The 14504-nt window shown below is 66.1% G+C and carries 12 protein-coding genes; 5 read left to right on the plus strand and 7 right to left on the minus strand.

Features of this window, described 5'->3' with window-relative positions; all coding sequences use genetic code 11:
- Nucleotides 1–194 precede the first annotated feature (194 nt).
- The 4 genes from NL114_RS10165 to NL114_RS10180 form a co-directional block, all read right to left on the minus strand.
- Nucleotides 195–2327 (minus strand): cupredoxin domain-containing protein, encoded by a 2133-nt coding sequence (locus tag NL114_RS10165; protein WP_254820801.1) that lies wholly within the window; start codon nucleotides 2325–2327, stop codon nucleotides 195–197.
- Between the two features lie 214 nt (nucleotides 2328–2541).
- Entirely contained in the window at nucleotides 2542–2907 is a 366-nt protein-coding gene (locus NL114_RS10170; RefSeq protein WP_254820802.1) for a hypothetical protein, read from the minus strand.
- A gap of 89 nt (nucleotides 2908–2996) precedes the next feature.
- Nucleotides 2997–4499, minus strand: a complete 1503-nt coding sequence (locus NL114_RS10175; protein ID WP_254820803.1) for a sensor histidine kinase — start codon at nucleotides 4497–4499, stop codon at nucleotides 2997–2999.
- Between the two features lie 90 nt (nucleotides 4500–4589).
- Nucleotides 4590–5561 carry a glutathione S-transferase family protein gene (locus NL114_RS10180; RefSeq protein WP_254820804.1) on the minus strand — a complete coding sequence of 324 codons (972 nt, stop codon included), beginning with the start codon at nucleotides 5559–5561 and terminating at the stop codon, nucleotides 4590–4592.
- Between the two features lie 336 nt (nucleotides 5562–5897).
- On the opposite strand from NL114_RS10180, the gene NL114_RS10185 reads away from it, so the two are divergent.
- A complete protein-coding gene (locus NL114_RS10185) occupies nucleotides 5898–7118 on the plus strand; it encodes an MFS transporter (protein ID WP_254820805.1) in 1221 nt (406 codons plus the stop codon).
- Between the two features lie 204 nt (nucleotides 7119–7322).
- Nucleotides 7323–8108 (plus strand): TSUP family transporter, encoded by a 786-nt coding sequence (locus NL114_RS10190; protein ID WP_254820806.1) that lies wholly within the window; start codon nucleotides 7323–7325, stop codon nucleotides 8106–8108.
- A 107-nt stretch (nucleotides 8109–8215) separates the two neighbouring features.
- On the opposite strand, the gene NL114_RS10195 is transcribed toward NL114_RS10190, so the two are convergent.
- From NL114_RS10195 to NL114_RS10205, 3 genes are all read right to left on the minus strand, one after another.
- A complete protein-coding gene (locus tag NL114_RS10195) occupies nucleotides 8216–9577 on the minus strand; it encodes a dihydrolipoyl dehydrogenase (RefSeq protein ID WP_254820807.1) in 1362 nt (453 codons plus the stop codon).
- Nucleotides 9578–9647: 70 nt separating this feature from the next.
- Nucleotides 9648–10463 carry an iron-sulfur cluster assembly protein gene (locus NL114_RS10200; protein WP_254820808.1) on the minus strand — a complete coding sequence of 272 codons (816 nt, stop codon included), beginning with the start codon at nucleotides 10461–10463 and terminating at the stop codon, nucleotides 9648–9650.
- The gene (locus NL114_RS10205; RefSeq protein WP_254820809.1) at nucleotides 10463–11521 is read right to left on the minus strand and encodes an amidohydrolase family protein; all 1059 of its coding nucleotides are present in this window, start codon (nucleotides 11519–11521) and stop codon (nucleotides 10463–10465) included. Before NL114_RS10205 ends, NL114_RS10200 begins: the two co-directional genes overlap by 1 nt.
- A 97-nt stretch (nucleotides 11522–11618) precedes the next feature.
- On the opposite strand from NL114_RS10205, the gene NL114_RS10210 reads away from it, so the two are divergent.
- The 3 genes from NL114_RS10210 to NL114_RS10220 all read left to right on the plus strand — a co-directional run bounded on the left by NL114_RS10210 (nucleotide 11619) and on the right by NL114_RS10220 (nucleotide 14437).
- The gene (locus NL114_RS10210; RefSeq protein ID WP_254820810.1) at nucleotides 11619–12662 is read left to right on the plus strand and encodes an NAD(P)-dependent alcohol dehydrogenase; all 1044 of its coding nucleotides are present in this window, start codon (nucleotides 11619–11621) and stop codon (nucleotides 12660–12662) included.
- 325 nt (nucleotides 12663–12987) lie between these two features.
- Nucleotides 12988–13683 (plus strand): potassium channel family protein, encoded by a 696-nt coding sequence (locus tag NL114_RS10215; RefSeq protein WP_254820811.1) that lies wholly within the window; start codon nucleotides 12988–12990, stop codon nucleotides 13681–13683.
- A 574-nt stretch (nucleotides 13684–14257) separates the two neighbouring features.
- Nucleotides 14258–14437, plus strand: coding sequence for a DUF5786 family protein (locus NL114_RS10220; RefSeq protein WP_254820812.1), 180 nt, complete (start codon nucleotides 14258–14260; stop codon nucleotides 14435–14437).
- The last annotated feature ends 67 nt before the right edge of the window (nucleotides 14438–14504 follow it).

Genomic DNA, 14504 nt, shown 5'->3' on the forward strand with positions numbered 1-14504 from the left:
GACCGGTACACTCCGGACGGAGGAGAGCCCAAATATCTTTGTTATAATTGAAATAATCTGCATAGTGGCAACCATACTCGGCTATCTCGAGGAAAGAATTTCAAGAAAGTCCATCTGCTGGTAATCAGTACGGCCGCGTCACCGCCCCGGACTGTTAGACCGGGCCGGCGTGATCGTGGGAGGGACCGTCGGTCTCAGTTCGGCGGCTCGTCGGTCTGCCCGGGGACGCCGCTCCCGCCGTAGAAGTCGCCGCCCCAGTTCGACAGCCAGATCTCCTGGTTGGCGAGGTAGAGCGCCTCCGCGGTGTAGAACCGTTCGTCGGTCACCGACCACGAGTCGTTCTCGGCGTCGTACTCGACCTCGCCGTTGTAGACGGCGGCCTGTCCGAACTCGCCGCCGGCCTTCGGCGGGAGCGGCAGCGTGTGCTCAGCGTCCTGGTTGCGGGAGGGCGGCCGCTCGGCGCGCTGGAGGCGGCCGCGGTTGACGCACTGGTTGAAGAACTGCGCGTACTGCTCCTTCACGCTGCCGAGCCCGAGCACCGCGTTCGCGGCGTTGACGCCTCCCGTGATGTCGCCCACATCACGGGCGGTGTAGGTCTGGGTGCTGCCGGCGCCGGCTCGGTAGAGGCCGATGTCGGGGTCGAACAGCTCGTCGCGCATGTAGCCCAGCGTGTCGCGTGCGGTGCCGAGGTGGTCGACGCCATCGAGCTGCGAGGCCCAGGCGAGCCCCTGGCCGACCGCGCCCTGCGCGGCAGCCTGGTTGTCGATCTCCGCGCTGACCTGGCCGCTGGCCTCGATGCTACCCTCCAGTTGGGCGGCGATGCCGTTGGCATAGGTGGCGGCGTTCGACGCCATCTCGCCCTCGGCCTGCGAGCCGAACCAGCCGACCCCGCCCAGCAGCAGCCCCAGGTCACGCGGGCTGCCGGCCTGGGCGGCCGTCTCCGGGTCGAACGCCTGGCTCGTCGTCTTGAACATCCCGTTCATCAACTTGCGGATGCCCTGCAGCGGGACCAGCGGCTCCGGGTTGACGTAGCCGAACCACTCGTTGGCCGCGAGGCTGTGCAGGTCCGCGAGGAACCACAGCATCGACGTGTGGTGCTCGATGCGGGTGGTGTCGTCGGTCACCTCGCCGGACCCAGGCTTGAATCCGGAGATGAGCTCGAGCGAGTCGCCCTTCGTGAGCGCCCCGTTGCCCTCCGGGCCGCCAGCGATGAGAGTCGCGTTCGTTCCGATCTGGGCGAGCGTGGTCAGCACCTGTGCCCGGACCAGCGGCTTCATCGACCCCGGCAGGATGTCCTGGTGTTCCTCGAAGTTCTTCGCCCACGTCACGCCCTTGAGGTGGGTCCACGCGACCGACGAGGGGGAGACCGTCTTCGAGGATTCGGCCTTGTCCCAGCGCAGCGTGCTCGCGTCCGGCCGACCGTCGTCGCCGGAGAGCACCGGCTTCCCGGTGAACTTCGGGGAGCCCTCCGTGAACGGCGCCATGTTCAGCCAGGGGTTCTTGACCGGTGGCTTGTCGGCACCCGCGGCCTCGAGGATGGCGGGCAGGCGCTTGTTGAGCGCCTCGCGCTGCTCCTCGTTGTGCGGGAACCGCACGCCGTTCCCGCTCATGGCGATGTTGGTCGACATGTTGTACAGCGAGTACCAGTACGAGTCGTTGGTGGCCTGCTGCCAGCCGTACTGCTGGCCACCGCCTTCGCCGCCGTCGCCGCCGCCGATGCCGGCGTTCTCGAGCTGCATCGAGAGGTGGGTGGCCGCCTTCCCCGACAGCTCCGAGGGCTGGGTCGTCCCCGGGCCGTCGCCGACCTCGCCGACCACGACGATGCCGACCATCCCGAGTCCCTCGTGCGGTTTGCAGAAGTAGTTATGCACGCCGGTCGTCTCGAAGGTCCGCTCCCAGGTGGTGCCACCCTCCTTCAGTCCGGAGTCCCAGGCGTCGGCGCCGTCGGGGATGCGGTGTGGCCGGTCGTTCCCTTCGGCGTACGCCGTCACGGAGTGGGATGCACCCTCGATCTCCCACGTCACCGTCGCGCCCTGCTCGACGAAGACTACCGACGGGGTGAAGACGAACTTCCCGGCCCCCTGGTCGCTATCGAGGACGCCGGCCCGGACGGTCGCACTGGACTGGAGACTCCCTTCGGAGCCCAGCACGTCCGCGCCGGGCGGACCACCGCTGCTCGCCGCGGGTGACGGTGTTCCCGTCGCCGTATCCGTGGGGTCGTCACCGTCGCCAGCGTCCTGTGAACCCGAACAACCCGCCAGTGCGGCTGCGGTCGCGATACCGCCCCAGCGGAGGAGGTCGCGTCGTCGTGCGCGTCTGTCTGTCATCGGCTGCGGGTTCCCCGGCCCCCGCATTGAGGGTGCGGCGCTCGTGTGCTCGTCCGGTCATGATACCCGTTCGCACAGCCGGCGCGAGTACTTGAACGGTGGCGGGATGGGGGCCCGGAATCAGTTATCAATCCCTGCGGTCTCTCGAAATATCAAAAGAAGGAAATCGCCGGGTCCTGCTGGCTGTGAATGGGCCAGGCTGGCTCTGGAGGCCTCAGTCCCGGTAGGCGCAGTGGAAGCCGGCCACCCGCCGGTAGAACGCCGGAACCACGTCGGTCCGGAGGTCGGCGTCGGGTTGGTCGACGAACTCCTCGCGGGTGAGCGCCCGTGCATCCTCGACGGCCGCCATCACGTGGTCGGGGACGCCCGTCGCGTCGACGGTGCCGAGGTACGTCCAGACGAACGCCGACTCCAGGCGATTGAAGAACGCCTCATTCGGCTCGAACCCGACCTCCGTCGACGCCAGCCGGTAGTAGGTAGCGGTGATCAGGTCCGCACCGTCCTCGATCCCGTGGTCATCGAACGATTCTGTTGTCGTGCAGTCGCCCGCGCCGCCACTGGTTTCGTTTCGCTGCGACATACCCCAGGGTTCGAGCGGTTACCACAAGTAACCACTTCGGGCGTGTGTTAGTGACACACGCACCCGGAAACGGCGGCGGAACGGGCTCCTCACGAGGAGCGGGTGATCGGTAGCAGGTGGAGCAATCCGCTCAGAACGCCGCCCCAGATCAGGTGGACGGCGAGGGAGGGCAGCTGGAGGTTCGGAATCGGCGTCGCGATGCCGGCGGCGTTGAGCCACGCCGGCATCACGAGCCCGGCACCGACGAGCCAGAGGAGAGCCCCGTATCCGACGCCGAGGCCGAGCGTCTCGTGTGGCGTCCCGAGCATGCGTTCGAGCCCACTCTCCTGCAGCGTGCCGATGAGGACCGCCGAGAACAGCACACTGTGGAAGAGATGTGCGACCCAGCCGACCGCGAGCGACTGGCCCCCGTACAGTGCTCCGATGACAGTGATTCCCCCCGTGAACACCTGCAACAGGCCACCCATCACGACTCCCGCCCCGAGGCCTGCGAGGGCCGCGTACCACAGGTCTCCCGCTGCTACCCCCGGACTCTCGCCCGGTGGCGGGTTCTCCGTCGTCCGCAGCAGTTCCGCCGTGACCGACAGGTCGTCACCGTCCTCAGTGATTCGGAGGGTCCCCCCGTAACGAGCGACGAGCAGCCGAACGATGGAGACGCCGTAGCCGATGTCCGGCCGATCGTACTCGGGTGGGCCCTCCAGCAGGACGGTCCGCTCGACCTCCGTGAGCCAGTCGCCCGGCCCGGTGAGGGTGAGGTCGACCGTCTGGGTAGCGGGCGTCACGTCGAGTGTGAGGGCACCGTCCTCGGTGCGGTCCAGCGCCATCGTGACCAGTTCGGCCACGACCGTGTCGAGGTGGTCGTCGCCGCGGACCATGACCGACGGAACCGGCTCCGTGACGACGACGCGCCCGTCGTCCGCCGGAAGCCGCTCTTTACAACGCGTCACCACCTCGGCCAGGTCCACGGCTCCCAGTGCGGCCGCGGTGTCGTCGACGGTCCGGACGAGGAAGCCCACGTCCTCGACCGTCCGCTCGATGCGGTCGGCGTTGCTCTCGACGGCCTCCAGGCTCCGACCGGCATCATGCCCTTGCGTGAGCAACCCAGCGTGACCACGAATCGCGGTGAGGCCGTTGAGCACCTCGTGCCGAAGCATCCGCTGGAGAAGCGTCACCTGGTGGGTCTGCTGGTCCAGGTGCTGGTGCTGACGCTGGTTCCGACCGCTTCGAGTTCCGATCAGGATACCGGCACCCCCGCCGACGACGGCCGCGCTGACGACGGTCGCGTCGGTGACGAGTCCGAGAAACGGGGTGGGGCTGATACCACTTCCCGCAGCGACGATGGCCGCGCTGGCGAGCGTCCCGAGGAGGTACCACAGCCCGACCGTCCGAGCGTACCGTCGGCTGTGCGTACTTACAGAGAGACTGGCTCCGTACACGACGACTCCCAGCCCGAGGGCCAGTGGAACGACCGAACCGACGGCGGTCGGCCCCCCTACCCCTGAGAGCAACCCCCGCGTGACCACGAACCCGCTCACCGCGATGGCTACCCCGGCGGGTTTGACCGCCAGCTCGTCACCTGCGGACGGGAACATACGGCCGAAAACGAGAGCGAGCGACCGATACCCGTTCCGTGCTCGTGCGCCGCCCGGACACACGGGTCCTGGGAGCGACTGCCGACACAGTCACCGTGTCGCCGTCGCACCGTCCAGCCGAGCCCGGTCGTGAGGAGCCTCGAAATCGATATCCGGGCCGGTTGGCGTGATCTCGTCCTGGTAGTAGCCCTGGTCCTTGATGTGGTCTATCCGGACCGTCTCGGCGACGCCGGGTGTCTGGTACAGGTCCCGGAGGTACGGCCAGAGATGCTCGTACTCGTGGAGGTAGCGCCGGTCGCATTTGAACGCCGTGTGGTAGCAGTGGTCGAACCGGACCAGCGTCGGGAAGAGTCGCACGTCCGCGAGCGTCAGGCGGTCGCCGGCCAGATACCGCTGGTCTGCCAGCACCGCATCCCAGTGGTCGAGGGCCTCGAACACGTCGCCCACGGCCTCGTCGTAGGCGGCCTGTGTCTCCGCGAAGCCCGCCCGATAGACACCGTTGTTGAGCGGGTCGTAGATGGCGTCGACGATCCGGTCGATCTCCTCGCGCCGTCCCTCGGGGTAGAGGTCGACCGCGTCCCCGGTGGACGGACCGAAGGCCGTCGCGAGGGTCCGCATGATCTCGATGGACTCGTTGTTGACGATGGTCTCCTCGTGTCTGTCCCACAGGACGGGGACCGAAACCCGGCCCGTGTACGAGGGGTCGGCCGCGAGATACACCTCCCGGAGGTAGTCGCTCCCGTGTACCGTGTCGGGCGTACAGCCGTCCTTCTCCGGGGTGAACCGCCACCCCTCGTCCCTGCGGACGGGGTCGACGATGTCCATCGAGATAATGTCGCTCAGGCCCAGTAGTTGTCGCGTCAGCGCGGCCCCGTGCGCCCAGGGACAGTTCCGCGCGATGTAGAGATGGTATCGGCCGGGCTCGGGCTGGAACCGGGCGTCCGGGTCGTCGCGGATGTGGTCGCGGAACGTCGTCTCCGCTCGGTCGAACGCACCGTCCTCGTCCGTCGTCGACTCCACGTCGGTTCGCCACTCCCCGTCGACGAGCATGTTGCGGCCCATGGGGTTGGTTCGGCTCCAGGACATACAACCGTAGGGGCCGGCGGTCCCGTGGTCGCACGACCGTCTAGCACACCGGTATCGACTGGAAAATGTGAGAAGAGGGGAGCGATAGTGAGTCTCGATACTGTTGCAATCCCCTATCGTATACTAATCGCCGAGGATGTCCCGTTCCTCAGTCATTTTCTCAGCGTGGGTGCAGGTGTGTTCTGATATATATAATACGCGCTGCGGTGTGCAATACACACGAATCCCCTCGTGAGTTTTTGCCCAGTTTGATGAGTACACCAGTGTGATGGATCGGGAGTCGCAGATAAAATTGACAATTCGAGGTCAGATATGAAACAGGAACAGACGAAAACGAGTCGCTACCGTGTCCTCCTCGTTCTTGCTGTTGCCGAACTATTGGCGATGACGCTCTGGTTCAGTGCTTCAGCGGTCGGGCCGGAACTCGCGGCGCTCTGGAATCTTACGAGTGCCGAGACGGCTTGGTTGACGAACGCGGTGCAACTCGGATTCGTCGTCGGCGCCGTTCTCTCTGCGACGCTCACCCTCGCGGATACGATTCCGCCGCGGTACCTGTTTGCCGTCTCGGCCGCTATCGGTGCGGCAGCAACTGCACTTATCGCCCTTTCCGTGTCGTCGTTCCTCCCGGCCGTCCTGTTACGGTTTCTCACCGGTGTCGCACTGGCCGGGGTATACCCGACAGGCATGAAGATCATGGCTGGCTGGTTTCGGGAAGGACGCGGGTTCGCTATCGGCACGCTTGTCGGTGCACTCACGATCGGATCGGCAATGCCGCATCTGCTTCGGGCGATTGGTGGCGTCGGCCGTCCGCGGCTCGTCTTACTGGGCGCCGCTGGCCTCGCAGCAGTCAGTGGTGTGCTCGTTCTCTTCGTGCGCCCGGGCCCTCACCAGGCTCCGGCAGCCCCATTCGATCCCGGAGCAGTTCGGCGGATGCTCGGTGACCGCGGGACGATGCTCGCCAATCTCGGATATTTCGGCCACATGTGGGAATTGTACGCCGTCTGGGCGTGGATTCCCGTATATGTGACTGCGAGTTTCGCTGCCACCGGTGACCCGGCACCGACACTCGCTGCGCTGCTCGCATTCGGAACTATTGCAGTAGGAGGTATCGGCGCCATCGTCGCCGGTGGGTTCGCTGATCGTATCGGACGGACAACCGTCACGAGCGGAAGTATGATCATCAGCGGAGCTGCGTGTATTGGCGCCGGCTTCGTGTTTGGTGGCCCGCTGCTCGTCCTCGTACCGTTCCTGTTGATCTGGGGATTCGTCATCGTCGCCGATTCCGCGCAGTTCTCGGCGGCCGTCTCCGAACTCGCCGAGGACAGTTACGTCGGGTCTGCTCTGACGCTGCAGACTGCCGTCGGCTTTCTCCTCACGGTGGGGTCGATCCAGGTCACCCCGATTATCGCCGGTATCGTCGGCTGGCAGTGGGCGTTTTCGCCACTGGTTGTCGGACCGTTCATCGGGACGGTCGCGATGCTGTGGCTCAGACGGCTTCCCGAGGCAACTGCACTGGCTGGCGGTCGTGGGTGACTCCGCTCTTGAGCCGGGGCGACCTCGAAGCGGGTCACTTCTGGCTTTCCCGCGAGTGACTACATCGCCGCCGTCGACCTTCCGTTCGAGGGCGGCGAGTTCGTCGGCACCCCTATGTTCCGGGAGAGCGGACGAATCGCGTATGTGCGGGACACTCCGGCACTACGAGGTGGCCGACCCCTCTCCCGGGCGGGGCCCCGCCCGATGACCGCGGCACTCACGCCGACGCTGATCGCGATCGTGACGCTGGTCGTGCTTGTTGCCGGCGCGACCAACGGCCTCGCCGGGTTCGGCTTCGCCGTCGTCGGGACGATGGTGCTGGCGACGGTCGTCGAGCCCGCGACGGCGGTCGTGTTCATGATCGTCCCGATCCTCGCGGTGAACGTCTCGCTGGTACGGGACCTCACACGCGAGGAACTTCGGACCTGCAGCCAGCGGTTCGCGCCGCTCATCGGCGCGGCGCTCGTGGGGACGGTCGTCGGGATGGCGGTACTCGACAGCCTGCCGGAGGCGCCGCTCCGGGTCGGGCTCGGCGTTCTGACGCTGGGATTCGTGGCGAGCGCCCAGCGGGTCGTTCCGCTACCGGGTCTCGACGCGGTCGGTAGGGCCGAGCTCGGACGGTCGAGCGTCGGGATGGTCGGTGTCGGCGCTATCTCCGGACTCCTGTTCGGCGGCACCAATGTCGGCGTCCAGCTCATCGCCTACCTCCGGAGTTTCGACCTCTCGCACGGCCTGTTCGTCGGCGTCGTCGCGCTCGTCTTCCTCGGCCTGAACGGAATCCGGGTCGGCATCGCGGGCGCGCTCGGGCTCTACCCCAGTCTCGCCGTCGTCGGGGCCTCGGTCGTCGCCGCCGTCCCGGCGGTGGCCGGCGTCGCGGTCGGCAAGCGGCTCCGGACGACCGTGAGCGAGGGGGCTCGCCGGGCCGTCGTCCTCGGGCTGTTGACCGTCGTCGGTGTCCGGTTGGTTACTAGTGGACTCGGAATCGTGTGAGCACCGCCTCACGGGATTCACGTCCTCTCTCCTCGCAGGGCGAGTTTTTCGCCCTGAAACTCGGATACCCTCTCGGATAGGCTGACAGAGTCAGCAGTCTGCTTCCGTTACTCGACCGGCACGTCGCGGAACGCCGACAGCATCACCTTGTTCAGCGTCGGGTGAGCGTGGATGGTGTCGGCCAGTTCGGGGACTGTGACGCCGTTGCGCATCGCCACGACGGCCTCGTGCAGCAGCGTCGAGGCCTCGTAACCGATGACGTGACAGCCCAGCAATTCGCCGTCTGGTGCCGTCAGCACCTTCGCGAAGCCGTCCTCCAGCTTCTTCGCCCGGCCCATCGCCGAATCCGCGTACGCCGCCCGGCCGCCGACGTACTCGGTGCCGGCGTCCGCTAGTTCCTCCTCGGTGGCGCCGACGCCGCCGATCTGTGGCTCCGTGAAGATGACGTGGGGCATCGCCGACAGGTCCAGCGCCCGCTCCTCGCCGTGGACCGCGTTGGCGACGACGTGGTCGGTCTCGTAGTCGCCGGAGTGCTTGAACATCGCGTTGTCCGCGATGTCGCCCTGTGCCCAGACGTTCTCGGCGGAGGTCCCCAGGTAGTCGTCGGTCACGATGAAGCCGTTGTCGTCGGTCTCGATACCCGCCGCTTCGAGGTCGAGCTGGTCGCTGTTCGGTCGGCGGCCCAGCGCGACCAGCACCGCCTCGCCCTCGACGGCGATCTCGTCGCCGGCCTCCGTCTCGGCGTGGACCGTCTTCGTCGGGCCGCCCTCGACCGCGGTCACCCGGTGGCCCGTGTACACGTCGTGGCGCTCGGCGGCGATGTCGGTGAACGCCTCGGCGACCGCGCCGTCCTCGCGCGGGACCAGTGAGTCCATCATCTCCACGATGGTCACGTCCGTCCCGAGCGCCTCGAGTGCGTACCCCAGTTCGACCGCGATGTAGCCGCCGCCGAGGATGACGAGGCTATCGGGTGCCTCGTCCAGGTAGAGCGCCTCCTGACTCGTCAGGAAATCCGTGTCGTCGAGTCCGTCGATGGGCGGGACGATGGGGCGGCTCCCGGTTGCCACCACGACCCGCTCGGCGGTCACGTCCGCCCCGTCCAGCCGGACGGTGCGCTCGTCGACGAACTCCGTGTACTCGTCGAACAGAGTGAGGTGCTCCTTCTCGCGGTACCGTGCTTCCATCCCCTCGGCGATCCCCGACAGCAGGTCGTCCATCTCGCCCGTGATGGTGCTGTGGTCGATGCCGTCGAGCGTCGCGTCGACGTGGAACTTCCCCGCGTCTCGGACGGCGTTCGCCGCGTTCGCGGCCTGGATGAGCATCTTCGACGGGTTGCAGCCCCGATTGAGGCAGGTGCCGCCGAGTTTCCCCGGCTCGACGAGTGCCGTCTCCAGTCCCGCGTCCGCTGCTGCCGCCGCCACGTTGTTGCCGGTACCGCCACCGATGACGAGCATCTCGAAGTCTGCCATGACATCGGTAGGTATCCCGCCGAGAGCAAATAGTCAATAGTAAGCTGGAGGTCGCCGGGTTACCGGCAGGTCAGTCGGTTCGAGGCGATCCCACTCGGTCGTCCACCTGAACGCCATTGCGTGCCTCGTGGAGGGAAGCACAGATGGCCGCCTGTCCCTCGATGTTGGACCGAGCGACCCGTGCGTCCCATCGGACGGCCTCGAACTCGTCGGGCGACAGTGGCCTGCCCCCGCGGTCGGCGAACAGTGGGTCCGAGCCGTCGGTTACGAGGCCCGTCGCGCGGGCCTTCTCCAGATACTCGGCCAGCGGCTCGCGGGGGACTGTCACTGACAGTGCACCGTCGCGGACGGTCACCGCTGCGCGGTCCTCGGCGAACGACAGGTCGAGGTCGGCGCGGGTCAGGGCCGTGATCTGTGCCGGGTCCACCCCGGCGTCCTGGAGTGCGGTCATCGCCGCGAACTGGCGGGCGAACCGGGCCTTCTCGTCGAGCTTCCGACGAACCGCCTCGACGCCGTCCTCGGCATCCGCGAACACCGTCTCGAATGCCAGCTCCTCGTTGACTCCCCTGGTGATATCCTCGCCGTGCATGTGGTCGCGCAGGTCGACCGTGACCGACTCGACATCGGGGAGCGCGCCGACCTCGTCGCGGATGCCGGTCGCCATCATCCACGCGAACGCCGGCGAGCACCACGCGGTCGGCAGCACGAACGACACCGTCACCCGGCCGTCGTCGATGGTGATCGAATCGACGTACTCCAGCTCGACGATCGACTGGTCGAGTTCGGGGTCGTGGACGCGGTCGAGTCGCTCGCGGACCGCAGCGCGGTCGACGCCGTCGGCCGCCGTCGGGGCGCTGGGCGCACCCGATGGATCGGTCGCCGTCATCAGTCGTCCGCCGGGGCTTCACTCCCGTACTGGTCCCCGAGGTTGAACTCCCGGCTGATCTCGTCGTTCCGGAACTGTTCCTTCTTCGCCTCGATGTCGATGTCGTACAGCTCCGCGGCGTTCTCGCCCATGATCTTCCGCTTCACCTCCGGCGAGAGCTCGACACCGTACTCGGCCCGTTCGTCCGGGGTCATCTCGGCGTTCATCACCGCCGGGATGAGCCAGTCGGGCTCCCAGATGGCGTAGTCGCTCCCGAACAGCAGGTTGTCCTCGCCGACCCAGAACAGCAGCTCGCCCATCATCTCGGCGAACTTCCGGGGCCGGTTCTGGGCGAACGGGGCGGCGACGGCGAGCCCGCCGTACACGTTCGTCTCCTGGGTGGCGATGTGCGCGAAGTCGTCGAGCCGGGGGTAGCCGACGTGCTCGACGATGAAGTTGAGTTCGGGGAACGAGGTGGCGGCGTCGTCGACGTCGGCCACGTCGAACGCGTCCCGATTGAGCGGTCGGATGGTCGGGCCCTTGTGCGGGTGGATGTTCTCGATGCCGAGGTCGGCGCACTTCTGGAGAAAGCGGAACGACTCCTCGCTGTCGAGCCGCCAGCCCTTCGAGTCGCCGCGCCACTCCGCCGTGTACAGCTTCACGCCCTGGATGTCGTACTCCTCTTTCAGGCGCTCGAGATGTTCGATGCCCTCGTCGCCGTCGCGGGGGTCGAAGCTCCCGTTGAGGACGAACCGCTCGGGGTACTCCTCGGCGAGCGCGGCGTTCTGGTCGGTGGTGTTGAACCCCTCGTCGTAGAAGTCGGTCAGGTACGTGGGCTGGAAGATGCCCATGTCGACGTACCCGTCCCGGAACAGGTCCTGCATCATCCGCTCTTTCCCGTACTGCCGGTAGGTGTCCATGTCCCACTGCTCCTCCTCGGGCGTGAACGCCGCGTGGTAGTCGTAGAAACACTGGATGAACTGTTCGCCACCCTCGTGGATGATGTTCTCCTCGGTCGCGTCCCACAGGTGGATGTGGGAGTCGATCACGAACACCTCCTCGCCATCGTGCGTGTACATGGCGAGTGTACCGTGGTACCAAATACCGATAGGGATTCTACCAATACTCATAGGCACGGTGCTTAGGTCACGGACGGGTGATGGTACGGGCGGGACGATGCAAGCAGCGAGACTCCACGAGTACACCGACGACATGAGCGAGGCGCTATCCATCGACGAGGTCGACCGGCCCAGCCCCGGCGGGCCGGACGGCGTCGTGGTCGAGGTCGAGGGAGCGGGCTGGTGCCAGACGGACAACCACATCATCGAGGGGATGTGGACCGACTACGTACCCCAGGAACTCCCGCTCACGCTCGGGCACGAGAACGCGGGCACCGTCGCGGCGACCGGGGATGAGGTGACGCTCGTCTCCGAGGGCGACCCCGTCATCTGCCACCCGGTCCAGACCTGCGGGACCTGCCGGCCCTGCCGCCTCGGCGAGGACATGTACTGCGAGGACAGCGCGTTCAACGGGCTCACCCACGACGGCGGGTTCGCGGAGTACCTCCAGACCAGCGAGCGGGCGGTGATTCCGCTACCCGACGGCGTCGATCCGACCGACATCGCCCCCCACGCCGACGCCGGCATCACGGCCTACCACGCCGTGAAGAAGGCCGTCGACGAGTTGAACCCGGGCGACCACGCCCTCGTCATCGGCATCGGTGGACTCGGTCACATCGGACTGCAGTGTCTCGACGCGATGAGTGCCGCGACCATCACCGCGGTCGACCTGAAGGACGAGGCACTGGACCTCGCGACTGACCTGGGTGCCCACCACACCGTCAACTCCGCCGACGAGGACGTGACCGCGGTCGTCGAGGACCTGACCGACGAGACCGGCGCGCAGCAGGTACTCGACTTCGTCGGCGCGGACGCGACGACGGGCCTCGCACCGGATATTGTCGCCGCCGGCGGCGACCACCACGTCATCGGCTACGGCGGCCACGTCCACGAGCCGGCCCAGGCGCTGGTGAACGGCGAGTTCTCGTTCCGCGGGACGCTGGTCGGCCGGTACGCCGAACTGCAGGAACTCGTCGCGTTGGTCGACCAGGGAGAGGTCGAACTCCGGACCTCGCGCTACGACCTCGGCGACATCAACACGGTCGCCGAGCGGCTCGAACACGGCGAGATCGAGGGGCGGGCGGTCGTCACACCGCCCTGAGCCGGGGAGTGGCTGCTCGTTCGCCGAGCGTATCTCGAAATTTTATACGTTCTGGATATGAGTGGCGAACGCCGCTTTGCAGCCAAAACAGATTTTTGATTGAAATGACAATATAGTTGATGAGATAGTGTAAAAACGTGATTTCAGGAGATGTTCAAGATATATCGGATAGGCGAAGCAGCCTGGCCACAATAACGGCTCGCTCTGATCCTGTCGAGTCGGCCGAGGGGAAACTACTTTGCTGGCGATGCCCCTCCATCAATTTGTTCAGCTTCCGAGCGGATTCTCCTGAACAGTCGGCCGTCCGTCCCCCTGCCAGTCAAACATGAGCCTCCGTATCAATATCGTCGGTGGTGGCGTCGTCGGCAGATACCTCGCCGTTCGGCTGACCGAGCGCGGGGACGATATCTATGTCATCGAGCAGAACGAGCGCCATGCGCGAGCCATCGAGGAGAGCGGGGCCCGGGTCATCGTCGGAGACGGGACCGATGTCGAGACGCTGGAGGCTGCCGGGACCGCCGATGTCGACGTGTTCGTGACGGCGACGGGCGACGATGACACCAACCTCCTGGCTGCCCAGTTGGCACTCAGCCGGTTCGATGTCGACCGAGTCATCGCCAGGGTGAACCGCGACGAGAACGCCGGGCCGTTCGAAGACCTCGGGATCCACGCTATCTCGACCTCCGAAGCGACCGCGCGCGAACTCGACAACAGAATCGAACGGCCCTCGTTCACGGGGTTCGTCGAGGAGCTCAGCCACAGCGGCGACGCTCAGGAGCTCGAACTCCGGAACCCCGAGCACGATGGTCGGACGATCGGCGAGCTGGATGAGTTACTTCCGGAGCAGTGTCTCATCGTGATGATCACACACGAGCAGTTGACACGCTTCCCGAACGCCGACAATCCGGTCATGCTCGGTGACCGGATCACGGTACTGGGGGAGCGGAGCGCTGTCGAGACAGCACGAGACCTGTTGGCTACGGGGGATTCGACGGCATCACAGACACCACCACCCTCCTGAGAGCAGCATTGCTCGACGGTCGCGTTCGGCGGAGAGAGGCTGGCGAGAGCAGACCGAGGAACGTCGGTCGTCTCTCTCCGCCCGAGTCACACGAACATGTTACGGACGCTCGTGGCGGACTCGGCCCTCAGCCTCTCGGCCTCATCGGGCACGGGGGCGCCAAACCGGCACTCCCACGTCGGATACATATCCCGATATCTCGGGATGGGACTTAGACCCACCGATTGACGGGTCGTCGCCCCGCCGATAGACGTACGGCAGCTACTCTCCAGCCCAGTCCCAGATGCTAATGGTGCCGTCGTGCTCTCCGTCGAGACGAGTCCACAGCTGTCACGGTGCGGTTCGAACGTCCGGTCGGGTGCCAGCTCGACCGTTTGCGGGCCGCCACACTCCGGACAGTGGACCTGTGGTGACCCGTCGTTCATAGTCGGAGTCCTCACCTCTGGAGGCAAGTCGTCTGTGTTATCGCACAACGCTTGGTGGACATGTGCAAAGTGTTTGCAATGGTGCCGCGATATCTCTGGGTGTCCATCATCCCGGAATTTAACCGCCTGTAGCGAACGTCTACTCGTGTATGGGCTTCGGGAGCTACGACGAATCCGAACAGGAGAACCGCCAGCAGAGTGACGACGAGGAGGGAGAGGCGGTTTCGGTCCACGAGAACGACCACGACGGTGAGGTCCGCTTCGAGTCCGATGCCGACACGGACGAACTCATCTCGGAACTCGGCGACATCAAGGATAGCGACGACTGAGTCGTCGAAATCCGCTGATTTCTACCCAGGTATCCTGTCGAATCCAGGCCTGCCAGCGAAACGTATT

Source organism: Haloglomus halophilum (assembly GCF_024298885.1).
Lineage (GTDB): Archaea > Halobacteriota > Halobacteria > Halobacteriales > Haloarculaceae > Haloglomus > Haloglomus halophilum.